The sequence below is a fragment of the Streptomyces sp. NPDC093544 genome (genome assembly GCF_040683495.1).
In the GTDB taxonomy this organism is placed as follows: domain Bacteria; phylum Actinomycetota; class Actinomycetes; order Streptomycetales; family Streptomycetaceae; genus Streptomyces.
This window is the reverse complement of record NZ_JBFBEA010000032.1, coordinates 22,915-35,349: the sequence shown is the minus strand read 5'-3', so window position 1 is coordinate 35,349 and position 12,435 is coordinate 22,915. Positions and strand designations below refer to the sequence as shown.

The 12,435-nt window shown below is 67.6% G+C and carries 16 protein-coding genes; 4 read left to right on the top strand and 12 right to left on the bottom strand.

The window, feature by feature from the left end:
- Window positions 1-91: 91 nt before the first annotated feature.
- Window positions 92-928 (bottom strand): winged helix-turn-helix domain-containing protein, encoded by an 837-nt coding sequence (locus AB0N66_RS35965; protein ID WP_365443033.1) that lies wholly within the window; start codon window positions 926-928, stop codon window positions 92-94.
- A gap of 205 nt (window positions 929-1,133) precedes the next feature.
- On the opposite strand from AB0N66_RS35965, the gene AB0N66_RS35960 reads away from it, so the two are divergent.
- Entirely contained in the window at window positions 1,134-1,325 is a 192-nt protein-coding gene (locus AB0N66_RS35960; RefSeq protein WP_365443031.1) for a hypothetical protein, read from the top strand.
- Between the two features lie 12 nt (window positions 1,326-1,337).
- Here AB0N66_RS35960 and AB0N66_RS35955 read toward each other — a convergent pair whose 3' ends face one another.
- The 3 genes from AB0N66_RS35955 to AB0N66_RS35945 form a co-directional block, all read right to left on the bottom strand.
- The gene (locus tag AB0N66_RS35955) at window positions 1,338-2,234 is read right to left on the bottom strand and encodes a GntR family transcriptional regulator (protein WP_365443029.1); all 897 of its coding nucleotides are present in this window, start codon (window positions 2,232-2,234) and stop codon (window positions 1,338-1,340) included.
- A 161-nt stretch (window positions 2,235-2,395) separates the two neighbouring features.
- Complete coding sequence (locus AB0N66_RS35950) at window positions 2,396-3,133, bottom strand: HAD-IA family hydrolase (protein WP_365443027.1); 738 nt, start codon at window positions 3,131-3,133, stop codon at window positions 2,396-2,398.
- Entirely contained in the window at window positions 3,133-4,014 is an 882-nt protein-coding gene (locus AB0N66_RS35945) for a winged helix-turn-helix domain-containing protein (RefSeq protein WP_365443025.1), read from the bottom strand. Before AB0N66_RS35945 ends, AB0N66_RS35950 begins: the two co-directional genes overlap by 1 nt.
- A 158-nt stretch (window positions 4,015-4,172) precedes the next feature.
- Here AB0N66_RS35945 and AB0N66_RS35940 point away from each other — a divergent pair, with 158 nt between their 5' ends.
- Window positions 4,173-4,361: a hypothetical protein gene (locus AB0N66_RS35940; RefSeq protein ID WP_365443023.1), complete on the top strand. Its 189-nt coding sequence runs from the start codon at window positions 4,173-4,175 to the stop codon at window positions 4,359-4,361.
- A 42-nt stretch (window positions 4,362-4,403) separates the two neighbouring features.
- Here the strand turns inward: AB0N66_RS35940 and AB0N66_RS35935 are convergent, their stop codons facing one another.
- Window positions 4,404-5,327 (bottom strand): GntR family transcriptional regulator, encoded by a 924-nt coding sequence (locus AB0N66_RS35935; RefSeq protein ID WP_365443021.1) that lies wholly within the window; start codon window positions 5,325-5,327, stop codon window positions 4,404-4,406.
- Window positions 5,328-5,543: 216 nt separating this feature from the next.
- On the opposite strand from AB0N66_RS35935, the gene AB0N66_RS35930 reads away from it, so the two are divergent.
- Window positions 5,544-5,729 carry a hypothetical protein gene (locus tag AB0N66_RS35930; protein ID WP_365443019.1) on the top strand — a complete coding sequence of 62 codons (186 nt, stop codon included), beginning with the start codon at window positions 5,544-5,546 and terminating at the stop codon, window positions 5,727-5,729.
- A 224-nt stretch (window positions 5,730-5,953) separates the two neighbouring features.
- On the opposite strand, the gene AB0N66_RS35925 is transcribed toward AB0N66_RS35930, so the two are convergent.
- From AB0N66_RS35925 to AB0N66_RS35915, 3 genes are all read right to left on the bottom strand, one after another.
- Window positions 5,954-7,207 carry a GNAT family N-acetyltransferase gene (locus AB0N66_RS35925; protein WP_365443017.1) on the bottom strand — a complete coding sequence of 418 codons (1,254 nt, stop codon included), beginning with the start codon at window positions 7,205-7,207 and terminating at the stop codon, window positions 5,954-5,956.
- A 170-nt stretch (window positions 7,208-7,377) separates the two neighbouring features.
- Window positions 7,378-8,349, bottom strand: coding sequence for an asparaginase (locus tag AB0N66_RS35920; RefSeq protein ID WP_365443015.1), 972 nt, complete (start codon window positions 8,347-8,349; stop codon window positions 7,378-7,380).
- Window positions 8,350-8,442: 93 nt separating this feature from the next.
- The gene (locus tag AB0N66_RS35915; protein WP_365443013.1) at window positions 8,443-9,144 is read right to left on the bottom strand and encodes an AmfC protein; all 702 of its coding nucleotides are present in this window, start codon (window positions 9,142-9,144) and stop codon (window positions 8,443-8,445) included.
- Between the two features lie 216 nt (window positions 9,145-9,360).
- On the opposite strand from AB0N66_RS35915, the gene dtd reads away from it, so the two are divergent.
- Window positions 9,361-9,786, top strand: coding sequence for a D-aminoacyl-tRNA deacylase (gene dtd / locus AB0N66_RS35910; protein ID WP_365443011.1), 426 nt, complete (start codon window positions 9,361-9,363; stop codon window positions 9,784-9,786).
- Between the two features lie 3 nt (window positions 9,787-9,789).
- Here dtd and AB0N66_RS35905 read toward each other — a convergent pair whose 3' ends face one another.
- The 4 genes from AB0N66_RS35905 to AB0N66_RS35890 form a co-directional block, all read right to left on the bottom strand.
- On the bottom strand, window positions 9,790-10,755 hold the full coding sequence (locus AB0N66_RS35905) for a folate-binding protein (protein ID WP_365443009.1): 966 nt from the start codon (window positions 10,753-10,755) through the stop codon (window positions 9,790-9,792).
- A 9-nt stretch (window positions 10,756-10,764) separates the two neighbouring features.
- A complete protein-coding gene (locus AB0N66_RS35900) occupies window positions 10,765-11,202 on the bottom strand; it encodes a transcriptional repressor (RefSeq protein WP_365443007.1) in 438 nt (145 codons plus the stop codon).
- A gap of 21 nt (window positions 11,203-11,223) precedes the next feature.
- Window positions 11,224-11,583: a response regulator gene (locus AB0N66_RS35895; RefSeq protein WP_365443005.1), complete on the bottom strand. Its 360-nt coding sequence runs from the start codon at window positions 11,581-11,583 to the stop codon at window positions 11,224-11,226.
- Between the two features lie 99 nt (window positions 11,584-11,682).
- On the bottom strand, window positions 11,683-12,261 hold the full coding sequence (locus AB0N66_RS35890; RefSeq protein ID WP_365443003.1) for an FABP family protein: 579 nt from the start codon (window positions 12,259-12,261) through the stop codon (window positions 11,683-11,685).
- Between the last annotated feature and the right edge of the window lie 174 nt (window positions 12,262-12,435).

The window sequence follows — 12,435 nt, the reverse complement described above, 5'->3', positions numbered from 1 at the left end:
CAGTAGTCCTTCACGTGATTGGCCTCACACCGTGTCACTATCTGGACAGCCCCTGCCCGATACCGACGCTTGGTATCGCCCCGTCACCGTTTCAGGTGCCCTCCTGTACCACGCCCAGGTGCTTCCAGCACGACTCGAACCAGCCTTGATGGCTGGCGAAGAACTCGGAGTCGTGCGATTCGTCATCGTCCTCTCGACGGTGGTATGTGAGGGTCGAGCCGAGGCCCAGTACGTCCAGCGCATCAACCTCTGTCGCCGCGTCGTCGTCGAGCGTGATCGTGCGCTCGACCACCTCATAAGGGCCGTGCAGCATCTCGCAGTTGTTGAGCACATACAGCTTGAACTCAGGAGTCAGCGGCACTCGACGGATCTCCAGTGCCGCGTCCACTGCACTGTCGACCTGCAGTTCCTTGATCAGCGCTCGTGACCGGTTGCAGTGGTCCCGCGCCATGCGACGCCAACGCTCCCAGATCTGGCGGTCGGACGGATCCTTGGCCCGGGGGTAGGCCGGTCCCGGTTCCTCCGAGGGCAGCATCAAGCGAACCCGCAGCTTTCCCGGGGTGATCTCTCGGGCGTTGATGCGCTCCGTCTGGACCCTGAGGTGGCTGTAGAACGTCTCGGAGGTCAGAGAGAAGACATCCAGGTACACCTCGGGCTGTTCGAAGGCCTCGTCGAGCAACGGACCGAGCGATGCCCTGCCCCGCCGTGCGGGTCGCCTCTCCCCCGGGCCGACGCGCGGCACCTTCAGCACACGGTTGCCACTGCCTTGCCGCGATTCGATCCACCCTTCCTGGGCCAGCAGCCTCAGAACTCGCTGAACCGTGTCCCTGGAGACCCCGAACTCGTCAGCCAGCTCCCGCTGAGGCCTCAGTAGCCCCCCGGGGCGGTACGTCCCGTTCGACAGTTGCTCGCGGAGTGCGGTCTCCACCCGAGCGAACTCCCTGCCTCCACTTTCCGAACTTCGCGACTCACTCACAGGCCGAACCTACCGCCCACAGTCACTCGACACACCACTTCCAGCCAATCAACCTTGCCCACTGGACTGATGATTAGCACACAACCCGACCGGGCAAATCCAATCTAAGTCAACCAGTCCAATTGGTGGGTAGGTTGACGACAGGCCAGGGGGAGTCATGCAGATCACACCCATACTGCCGCTCGGGGTAGCCACGCTGGTGATCGGCTTCGAGCAGGTCGTGGAATGGAAGTTCGGCGCCATCGGGATCATCGGCCTGTGCCTGCTGGGAATTGGACTGAAAGCACGCAACGCCACATGCTCATCTGTAGCCGCTGTGCTGCTGATCCTGCTGATGATCCAGGCCTGAGCCACGGCGTCGCTACATGGTCGACAGCTCCGTGGCGATCGTCTCCCAGAGAGAGTCGAACCACTTCTGGGACTGCTCCACGAAAGCCGCGTCGCGTTGAGACGTCTTGCTGTCGAAGGGGAGAAGGATGGAGCTCAGGCCCCGGACATCGTGGAGCTCCAGCGTTTCACTGTCCTTCACCTCGTCGTGCCGAGCGACCATGTAGTAACCCATCAGGGCCTGCTGTCCGTTCAGCAGGTAGAGCTTGGTCGGCGGTGTGAGGGCCACCGCCCGGAAAGTGACGCTGACGTCGATTTCGTAGGGGGCTTCCCGTTTCAAGACCTCGAGATTGTGCTTCACCACCTGCACCTGCGAGTCACGCAATCCCAGCCAGTGCTGGTGAACCTTGTGGTCCTGGTCCTTGTCCCGGCCCCAGCCCAACCGCGGGGCGGGGAAGGCCAATTGGATGTTCCTGTCCGGCAACAGGACGCGGACCTCGATCGATTCAGGAGTCAGCTCGCCCGCGTGGATCAGGCGAATCGGCTCCCCCAGTGCCAGCATCAGGGTTTCGGAAGTGAGGCAGACGACGTCCATGCGCACATGGGGCACCCCGAAGGCCTCGATCAGCCGGGGCGTCAAGGTGACCATCGTGGACTGCGGTTCCCCGCGCGTCGGCAGGAGTTCGGCGACGCGGGGCGGGGTTCCCTTCGTGACGTTGCTGAGCAGCCCGTCCTTCTGAAGGATCTGCAGGGCCTGGCGGACGACACCGCGCTCGACGCCGAACTCGTCCGCCAGCTTGGCCTGGGTGGGCAGACGGTCCCCGGGCCTGAGTTCACCGGCCCGGATGCGACCTCGCAGGGTGTCGGCAATCTCATCGTGCGAGCGCCTCGTAATGCCATTCACTACAACGTTCTCCTGAGTCACGACCAAACGCTACAACTCCGTGCCATCCAGATACCTTCGTCGGACAGGGTCCCGCCAGCGGGACCAAACCCAAACAACTCGCGCCAGTTGGTTACCAACTTGCCCTTGCCCGCGCCCGGCAAACGGAATGACGCCCGTCGCACAGGGCGCGAAAGCCCCGGCCGACATCAGGGCCGCCCCCACAGAATCTGCAACAGCGGCTCCAGCGAACCCATCACGACCTGCGCCCCCGCCTTGCGCAGCGCCTCGACCTGCCCTTCGTTACGCGCGTAGCCGAGGAACGGGACTCCAGCTTGCTCGGCGGCAAGGAGGTCTGAGGGAGTGTCGCCGATCATGAGAGCCGTCGACGGGGCAGCACCCAATGCGTTCAAAGCGCGATTGAGGCAATGCGGGTCCGGCTTGAGGAGACGCAGATCCTGAGTGCGGCCGTAGATGTGCGGCGCGAAGCACTCGATGAGACCGCGCGTCGCAAGGTACCTGGCGGCCGTGCTGGGCGAGTTGTTGGTGGCTATCGCCAGCCGTGCTCCGACCGCGCTCCAGGTCCGTATCAACGGATCGGCGAACGCGGTGGGCCAGGCGGAGTACACCGCCTTGAGCTCGTGCTGGGTTAGCCGCTCCTCCAGTTCGACCACCAGATCACTGCGCGGATGACCACGGTCGACTGCGGCCAGAACAGCCCACGGATCAAGATGGACCCGTTCCTCATCGCTCAGCAGCCCCCGCAGCCCCTGCCTCTCCAGCCACTCCACCAGGTCCTTCGCCACATCCTCCGCGGAATGCCCCGCGAACAGCCGGCAGATCGGCCCGTCGAAGTCGAAGAGGACGAAGCGAGCACGCTCGATCACTTCCCGGAGGTTCTCTGTCTCTGTCGCCACCGGTTCAGTCTGCGCTGTATCAGGAGTCACTAGGAGAGTGTCAGGTCCGTGGTGATGGTTTCCCAGAGGGCGTTGAACCACTTCTGGGATTGCTCCACGAACGAGGCATCCCGATGACCGGCCCGCTTCTCGAAGGAGAAGAGGAGGGAGGCGGAGCCGAGGGCGTCGTACATGTCGAGTACTCCTCCGCTGTCCACCGTCTCCTCGCGCCTGGTGATCATGTAGTACGCGATCAGCGCCTCCGACTCGTTGAGTAGGTACAGCTTCACCGGTGGGGTGAACGGCAGGGCGCGGAAGGTCACCCGGACCTCGATGCCGTGGGAGGAGCGCAGCGACTGGAGGTTGTGGCGCAGGACGTGTCCCTGGGCGTTGCGCTGGTCGAGCCAGCGCTTGTGGACCGGGTCGTCGTCGGTGCGGCCGTCCACCTGGACCGGGAACGCCAGGGTGATGTCCCGGGAGGGCAGCAGGATCCGGACGTCGATCGACTCCGGGCGGATGGTGCCCTCGTGGATCAGGCGCACCGGTTCGCCGAGGGCGAGCATCAGGGTCTCCGCGGTGAGGCACGCCGCGTCTATGTGGACGTGCGGGGCCGCGAACGCCTCGGCGAGGCGCGGCGCGAGGCCGACCATCGTCGGCTGGGGTTCGTCGCGCGTGGGGGGTACGTCCGCGATCCGCGGCGGGCTGCCCCTGCCGGTGTTGCTGAGGAGGCCGTCGCTCTGGAGTGAGCTGAGGGCCTGGCGGACGGTGCCGCGCTCGACGCCGAACTCCTCCGCCAGCTCCGCCTGGGTGGGCAGGCGGTCACCCGCCCTGAGGTCCCCGGCACGAATGCGGTCCCGCAGGGCGTCGGCGATCTCCTGGGACGAGAGTCTTCTGTCGCCGTTCACTGCCACGTTCTCCTGGGTCACGACCAAACGCTACAACTCTCATCCATCTATGGGGAGTTGTTTGAAAGTTGTTTATGAGTACCAGCCAAGTGGGGACAACTTAAGCACAGTTGGTTGCCAACTTAGCCAAGTTGGCGGAAGTTTTGCTTCCCCCTTCATCTCGCCCAGAAGCAGGAGGAACCACCATGCCCGTCATCGCCCTCCTCTCCGCCGTCTTCGTCGTCGGCTTCGAGCAGCTCGTCCAATGGCACTACGGCCCGACGGGCATCGTCGGGCTGTTGCTGCTCACCATCGGGATCAAGGCGAAGAGCCCCACGTGCAGCTCCATCGGGGCGGTCGTCCTGGCCCTGATGGTCACGGGCCCCGCCCTCTGACCCGCGTGAATCCGAACCGGACACCCCCCCACCCAGGAGGCCTCAGCTCGTGAGCAGCAGCTCCGAGCTGATGGTCTCCCACAGCGCGTTGAACCACAGGTGGGACTGCTCGACGAACGTCGTGTCCCGCAGCCCGGCCCCCTGTAAGAAGGGGAACAGCATGGACTGGGTGCCCTGGACGTCGTACATCTCCAGGTGCACATGGTCGATCTCCTCCTCGCGCCTGGCGAGGGTGTAGTACGCGAAGAGCGCCTCGGACCCGTTGAGCAGATACAGCTTCACGGGCGGCGTGAAAGGGAGCGCACGGAAGGTGACGTTGACCTCGATGCCGTGCGTGGCACGCAGCGCGAGCAGGTTGTGGCGCAGGACCTGACCCTGGGCGTTGCGGTTGGCCAGCCAGTTGCGCTGGAGCCGGTCGTCATGGATCCCTCCGTCGGCCGACACATCCACCGGAGCCGGGAAGGCGAGCGGGATGTCGCTGCTGGGGAGCAGGACACGGACGTCGATCCTGGCCGGTTTTATTCGCTCGGCGTGGATCTGACGGAGCGGCTCGCCCATGGCGAGGGTGAGCGAGATCGACGTCAGGCACAGCGCGTCGATCTCCACATGAGGGGCCGCGAAGGCCTCCGTTATCCTCGCGCCGAGCGCCACCGTGGTGGGCTGCGGCGGGGCTTCGGACCCGGTCAGCACCCTTCGCAGATCGTCCGCGACGGTCGCCGGGCTCCCCTTGGACACATTGACGAGCAGTTGCTCCGACTGCAGGATGCGCAGCGCCTGCCGTACGGCCCCACGCTCGACGCCGAACTCGTCCGCCAGTCTGGCCTGCGTGGGCATGCGCTGGCCGGCCCGCAGCTGACCGGACCTGATCCGGCTGCGCAGCTCGTCGGCCACTTCGCGATGCGACGCCAGTGACCGTGGTGACCTGTTTCGCCCATTGGTGGCGACATGTTCCGGGTCCACGACCAAACCCTACAACTTCCCGCCATCTTTGGGCAGTTACGCGATAGGTGGTTATGAGTCGACCCAACGTGGAGATAACTATCCTTAAGTTGGTAACCAACTTAAGCAACATGGTCAAACTTCCCGGGGGTTGGCCGCCAGAGTCGCAAGCGTCGACCAGGTGGACGGTTCCCAGCCGTTCCCAGCGGAGGTTCGCCTCCCTGTCCCCAAGGAGGGACCGTCATGCCGCTCGTCGCCCTCGTCGTCGCCGCCCTCGCCATCGGATTCGAACAGCTCATCCAGTGGAAGTACGGGCCGATGGGAATCATCGCGTTCGTCGCGCTGACCATCGGCATCAAGGCCAAGAACACCATGCTCAGCGGCATCGGAGCTGTGATCATCGTGATGCTGCTCGCCCAGTCCGGCTGATCGGGCGCCACCGTCCGGACAGTCCGGCTGACCGGGCTCCCCTCCGGAGGGGAGCCGGGAGCTCGGTCGGCCAGCACCACCCACAACCACAACTCAATAGCTAGAAGCTACGGATCAACGGCCAACACCGGCACGGAAGGAGCCCGCAGAGAGAGCACGCCCGCACTGGTTCGACTCGTTCGACTGGTTCAACTCGTTCGACTCGTTCGACTCGTTCGACTCGTTCAGAAGATGTCCGGGCACCACGGTCGCCTGGACGTTCGCAGCAGGGCGTCGGCCACGGAGCCGGCGCCCGCTCGTTCTTCCCGGACCCGGCCCAGTGCCACGAGCCGCACCGCCGACTCGTCGCCCAGCCACAGACTCGCCAACTCGCCCACGTCCAGGGTGAGTTCGGCGTCCAGCGTGGTCGCCGCACAGGACGCCCCGTCCGGCCCGGCCTCCAGCCGGTACCGCCCGGCCGACAGCCCGTCCCGGTCGGTCACCTCCAGCACCAGCGTCCCCGTACCCCCGTACGTACGCGCCTCCAGAGCCCGTACGACATCCAGGATCCGCACCCACAGCCAGTCCGACTGTGTGGTGATGCGGGCGGCGCGCGGGTCGGGCAGGAAGTGCGGCAGCAGGTCGTCGGGGGCCCGCCAGCCCGTCTTGACCTTGGTGATCCAGTCGATCGAGCAGAGGTACCGCCACAGGGCGCGCTCCGCCGCCGGCGTCGCCGCGATCAGCCAGTTCACGTCCACCGTGTTGTGCGGCTGCTTGTCGTGCCAGGTGTCGTCCGACTCGTACGAGACGAGACCCTCGACCTCGCCGGCCGCCGAGCGGTACACGGCGTAGAACGGTTCCGTCCACGCCGAGCTGTCCAGTTGCAGCACACCGGTGTTGATCTGCCACCAGCGCTCGTCGCGGCTGACCGCGCCGGGCTGCGCGCGCCTGAGCCGTTCGTGCAGTTCGGGGCCGGTCTTGCGGACGTCCTCGGCGTCTACGAGGTCGATACGGCCGCCGTCGGCCGGGCCCGACCAGCGACGGTCGAGGCCTGTCCTGGGTACCTCGATGGTCCACTCGGCGGTGGAGGTGGCGGGGCCGAAGCCGTACCGGCCGTAGATCGGGTACTCGGCGGCGATCAGTGTCGCCACCACGTCGCCCCGTTCCTTCGCCGCCGCGAGGTCCGTCGCCATCATGCGGGTGAGGAGGCCTCGGCGGCGGTGTGTGGCCGTGACGGTGACGTTCGAGATCGCGTCCGCCGGGACGGGGGTGCCGCCCACCGTGGTGAGCTCCTGCGCGAACGACCGCAAGGTCGCGACGCAGCGGCCGGCATCGAACGCGGCGAGGGTGCGCTCCGGGACGATGTACGAACTCCGGTCCCGGATCTCCGTCTCCGCCACCGCCGGGGAGCGCAGGAAACCCGTGTTCAGCGCGCGGATCCAGTCCGGTATCTCGGCCTCGGTGATCGCTCGTACGTCGATGGCGTCGCGATGGGTCATGAGGCCACGCTAGATGTACGGGGATGGGGTGTCGCGGGGATTATTTCGCCCCCTCCGCCCCTGCCCGTCCCTTGTTCCTGGGGGGCTCCGCCCCCCAGACCCCCGTATCGCGCCGAAGGCGCTCGTCCTCAAACGCCGGACGGGCTGAAAGATCTCCAGCACCGGACGGGCTAGAACATCACCGCCCGCACCTCCCCCACCTCCCGCGCCCCACCCATCAACGCCACCCTCCCGATCCGCGACACCACCGGCGCGTCCACCCCCAGCAACCCCAACGCCCTCGCCAGCACGGGCCCCAGCGCCCGCCCCCCGCCGTCCTCGATCTTGAACGCAACCGCCCGCCCGTCCGGCAGGGCAACCGCCTGCACTGCCTCCGCGCCCATCTTCGACAGCGCGCCCGGCACCTCGCGCATCAGCCAGGTGTCGGGGCGGCGGGTGCCGGCGACGTACTCGGGGTGGGCGCGCATGGCGTCGGCGACGCGGCGTTCCGCGGAGCCGGGGGCCGCGAGGACGAAGGAGCGGAAGGCACGGGCCAGGCCGGTCAGGCTGATCGCGAGAAGCGGCGCCCCGCAGCCGTCCGTACCCACCGCGGCGACGGGCTCCCCGGACGCCTCCTCGACCACCGAGTGGATGAGCTGCTGGAGGGGGTGCCCGGGGTCCAGATAGGAGTCGAGGGGCCAGCCCCGCCGCACGCACGCCGCCAGCATCGCCGTGTGCTTGCCGGAGCAGTTCATGGTGACCCGGTCGCGTACGGCGCCCGCGGCGAGGTAGGTCTCCGCCTCCACCCGGTCCAGCGGGAGGTCCGGCGGGCATTGGAGCTGCGCGGCGGTCAGTCCGTGCTCGCCCAGCATCTTCCGTACGAGGTCACGGTGGAAGATCTCTCCGGAATGGCTCGCTGCGGCGAGGGCGAGGCGCTCACCGGCGAGGTCGAGCCCCGCCCGCAGTACCCCTGCGGCCTGCATGGGCTTGTTCGACGAACGAGGGAACACCGGCACCGCCGGGTCTCCGAGCGCCAGCTGGACCGACCCGTCCGCGGCCAGCAGAACCAGGCTCCCCCGGTGACGGCTCTCGACGAAGCCGGAGCGCACGACCTCGGCGAGGACGGGGGGTATGACGGAATCGGTGCTCGCGGCGGCGGACATGGGCTGTGGCCTTCCGTGACGGGGACCCGCCCGGGCAGCCGTACCGGGACAGCCCCAGGATCACCGGGGCGCCACGTCACACGAACAGGTCCCTCACATGAGCAGGTCGTCGACTTGCGCTTCGCCCTCACGGTACCTGCGGGCGATCTCCGCGCTGCAGTCGTCGGCGGTGCGCTGGAGCTGCTGGCGGCGCCGGGATACCTGCTGCTCGTACCGTACGAGCCGTCCCATTCCCGCGCCCAGCTCTTCGTCCGTACGGGCATCGAGGTCGGACAGCTCCACCTCGGAAAGCATGTCCGAGGCCAGCCGGCGGTACTCCTCGCCGTGCGGCGTGCCCACCGTCACATGGCGGGCCGAGGAACGGTGCCGGGCGGGCGCGTCCGTGAGGATCTCCGAGAGCCGCTGGACGACCGACAGCTCCCCGGAACCGACGACGCGCGGCTGCCCCGCACCGGGTGCCCGCAGTCCCCCGCGGCGCGCCAGCTCGGCCCGCAGGATGTCGATGCGGCCCTGGAGCAGCCGCCGCACATAGCTGAGGTCGGCCTCGTCCCGCTGGGCATCCCGGCGCAGCACGCGCAGCTCGGGCAGCCGCAGCACGGCCAGGTCGCTCTGCGGACCGTCCACAGCTGGGGACACCTCCCGGTCAAGAGGAGCCGAGAGGGGAGGCGAGCTGTCCGTGCGCTGCACCGGCGGCCGGGCCGTCATCCCCGCCGCCCGTCCTGTCCGTCCCGCCCGTGGGCTCGTACGGGTCAGTGACACGACCCCGGGCGGCTGCCCACTACTCGGTGTGCTCATGTGCCTCTACCGTCCCCTCGACCGGCGCGGTCCGTCCCACGGATGCGCCATGAATGCGCCCATGAATGCACCGCAACACCCGCATGGTGCCACTCCGAGTGGTCGCTATGTGACCGAGTGCCCCCGATCGGCCCCAGATGGGGGTTTGGCGACCCGGGAAATCACACGAAGGGCCCGCACCGGGCCGCCGTTCGCGCGCACGGCATGATGGTCCATATGCGTGCGGTGGTGCAGAGAGTGGACGGCGCGAGCGTCGTCGTCGAGGGCGAGACGGTCGGCGAGATCAGCGGCGAGGGACTGTGCGTCCTCGTCGGGGTCACCCACGACGACACCAAGGAGAAGGCGGCCCAACTCGCCCGCAAACTCTGGTCGGTTCGCATGCTGAGCGAGGAGCGGTCCTGCTCGGACGTCGACGCGCCGCTGCTGGTCATCAGCCAGTTCACGCTGTACGGCGACGCCCGCAAGGGCCGCCGCCCCACCTGGAACGCGGCCGCCCCCGGCGACATCGCCGAGCCGCTGGTCGACGAGGTCGTCGCCCAACTCCGCACCCTGGGCGCGACGGTGGCGACGGGCCGGTTCGGCGCGCAGATGCGCGTCTCACTGACGAACGACGGCCCGTTCACCGTGCTCCTGGAAATGTGAGCCCTACGGCTCGACCACGACCTCCTGCGCCGCCGCCGTCGTGTCCGCGAGCAGCGGCGCGTCCAGCGGCACGTTCCGCTTGATCACCGCCAGGGCGATCGGGCCCAGCTCGTGGTGGCGTACGGAGGTGGTGATGACGCCGATCTTGCGGCCCTCGGGGCCCTCGTCCGCGCGGCGCAACTCCGTGCCGGGCGGCGGGAGAAGGACCTCGGTGCCGTCGAGGTGGAGGAAGACGAGCCGACGCGGGGGCTTGCCCAGGTTCTGCACGCGGGCGACGGTTTCCTGCCCCCGGTAGCAGCCCTTCTGCAGATGCACCGCACTGTCGATCCAGCCCAGCTCGTGCGGGATGGTGCGGTGGTCGGTCTCGAAGCCGAGGCGTGGGCGGTGGTTCTCGACGCGCAGGGCCTCGTACGCGAGCAGCCCGGCCGCCGGACCGCTCTTCTCCGCGAACGACTCCAGTTCCGTACGCGGGAGGAAGAGATCACGTCCGTACGGCGTCTCGCGTACGACGACGCCCTCCGGGGCCTCGGCGATCGATCCCGCCGGCAGGTGCACGAGCGCGAACTCGGCCGTCCGGTCGGTGACTTCGACGCGGTAGAAGAACTTCATGGACTCCAGGTACGCGATCAGCGCGTCCTGGCTGTCGGGCTCCACATGGATCCAGGTCGTGGTGCCGTCGTCGACGAGATACAGCGCGTGCTCGATGTGGCCGTGCGCGGAGAGGATCAGCGCTTCGGTGGCCAGGCCCGCCGGGAGGTCCGTCACATGCTGGGTGAGCAGCAGGTGCAGCCAGGTGAGCCGGTCGTCTCCGGTGACCGTGACGACGGCGCGGTGCGAGAGGTCCACGAAGCCGGCGCCGTCGGCGAGGGCACGCTGCTCGCGGAACAGGTCTCCGTAGTGGGCGGCGACGCCTTCGTCCACACCCTCGGCGGAGACGGCGCCGGGCAGGGACAGCAGAGGGCTCTTCATATGCCTAGCCTACGACTTGGTAGTTGAATTCTTGAGCGAGCAGTCCTTGCAGAGGCCGAAGATCGCGAAGTGCTTCATGTCCGTCTCGAAGCCGAAGGTCGCGCGGAGCTTCGCGGTGAACTCGGCGGCGATCTTGGTGTCGGCCTCGATGACGTTCTTGCACTCCCGGCACACCAGGTGGATGTGGTGGTGCCGGTCGGCGAGGTGGTACGTCGGCGCGCCGTGCCCGAGGTGCGCGTGGCTGACCAGGCCGAGCTCTTCGAGGAGCTCCAGCGTCCGGTAGACCGTCGAGATGTTCACACCCGAGGCCGTTCTGCGTACTTCGACCAGGATGTCGTCCGGGGTGGCGTGCTCCAGCGTGTCCACCGCTTCGAGCACAAGTTGCCGCTGCGGAGTCAGCCGGTAACCGCGCTGCCGCAGATCGCTCTTCCAGTCGGTGCTTACCACGCCGCCCAGTGTAGGCCGCGTCTAGGGAGTCAGGATCTGCCGTACGCGCGTGACGATGTTCTCGAGGACGAAGGGCTTGGGGAGGAAGACCACCGGGACGTCGTGGCCGTCGTCACGCAGGATGCGGGCGACCTCCAGGCTGTCGAGGTCCGGCAGGCGGATGTCGAGGACGACGAGGTCGGGCGGTTCCGCGTACGCGGTGTTCAGCGCGGCGACGCCACTGGCGACGGCGGTGACCTCGAAGCCGGCCAGGCGGAACGTTTCCGCGAGCTGCTCGCGGACGGCGTACTCGTCGTCGACGACGAGCACCTTGGAGCTGGGGGCACTGGGGGCGCCGTGAGCGCCGTGGGTACTGCGGGAAACAGCTGTGGGGCCGGTCACTCCAGCAGAGTGACCGGCCCGGATCAGAACAGCGTGAAGTTCGTCTTTGTGGTGCATAAGACCGCTGGCGGCGGGCTTGGCATTGTCCTACCTGACGGCTTACTTGAAGAACGCGATGCCGTCGTCCGGCATGTCGTCCGGGAGGGCCTTGGCCCAGCGCTCGACGTCCTCCGGGGTGACGACCTTCTTCAGGTGCGCGGACATGTAGGGGCGCAGCTCGACCTCGGGGGTCTGCTTCTCGCCGACCCACATGAGGTCGCTCTTCACGTACCCGTAGAGCCGCTTGCCACCGGTGTACGGGCCCGACGCGGCCGTGCGCGCCACGGCGTCCGTGACCAGATCGACCTGCGGCTGCTTGGCGGCCAGGTCGCCGTACCAGATCTCGACGACACCGTCGTCGCGGGTCATGACGACCTCGACCTTGCGGGTGGTGGGGTCGATCCGCCAGAAGCCGAACTCGGACTCCAGGGGCCTGACCTTGTTCCCGTCGGCGTCGAGCACCCAGGTGTGCGAGTGGTACTCCAGGAAGTCCCGCCCGTCATGGGTGAAGGTGACCTCCTGCCCGAAGTTGCACTTCTCGGAGCCGGGGAAGTCGTGGACACCCGCGCCTGCCCAGTTGCCGAGAAGGAAGGCAATGGGGAGCAGGTCCTTGTGCAGGTCGGACGGGATCTCGATCATGAGCAGCTTTTCTTCGTGGTGGTCAGCGCTGGCCCTGGTACAGCTTCTTCACGGTCAGCCCGGCGAAGGCGAGAACGCCGACGCAAACCAGGGCCAGCAGGGCTTCGAAGAATGCCTCAAGCACGGGGTGCTCCTCGGGTGACACGGTGAAGGCGGTACAGGTCCGGGCCCCAC

Bases quoted from the DNA above. Each gene is read 5' to 3' on its own strand.
- AB0N66_RS35930 (WP_365443019.1), top strand. From the start codon at position 5,544: ATGCCGCTCGTCGCCCTCGTCGTCGCCGCCCTCGCCATCGGATTCGAA.
- AB0N66_RS35905 (WP_365443009.1), bottom strand. From the start codon at position 10,755: ATGAAGAGCCCTCTGCTGTCCCTGCCCGGCGCCGTCTCCGCCGAGGGT.
- AB0N66_RS35940 (WP_365443023.1), top strand. From the start codon at position 4,173: ATGCCCGTCATCGCCCTCCTCTCCGCCGTCTTCGTCGTCGGCTTCGAG.
- AB0N66_RS35960 (WP_365443031.1), top strand. From the start codon at position 1,134: ATGCAGATCACACCCATACTGCCGCTCGGGGTAGCCACGCTGGTGATC.
- AB0N66_RS35890 (WP_365443003.1), bottom strand. From the start codon at position 12,261: ATGATCGAGATCCCGTCCGACCTGCACAAGGACCTGCTCCCCATTGCC.
- dtd (WP_365443011.1), top strand. From the start codon at position 9,361: ATGCGTGCGGTGGTGCAGAGAGTGGACGGCGCGAGCGTCGTCGTCGAG.
- AB0N66_RS35920 (WP_365443015.1), bottom strand. From the start codon at position 8,349: ATGTCCGCCGCCGCGAGCACCGATTCCGTCATACCCCCCGTCCTCGCC.
- AB0N66_RS35925 (WP_365443017.1), bottom strand. From the start codon at position 7,207: ATGACCCATCGCGACGCCATCGACGTACGAGCGATCACCGAGGCCGAG.
- AB0N66_RS35915 (WP_365443013.1), bottom strand. From the start codon at position 9,144: ATGAGCACACCGAGTAGTGGGCAGCCGCCCGGGGTCGTGTCACTGACC.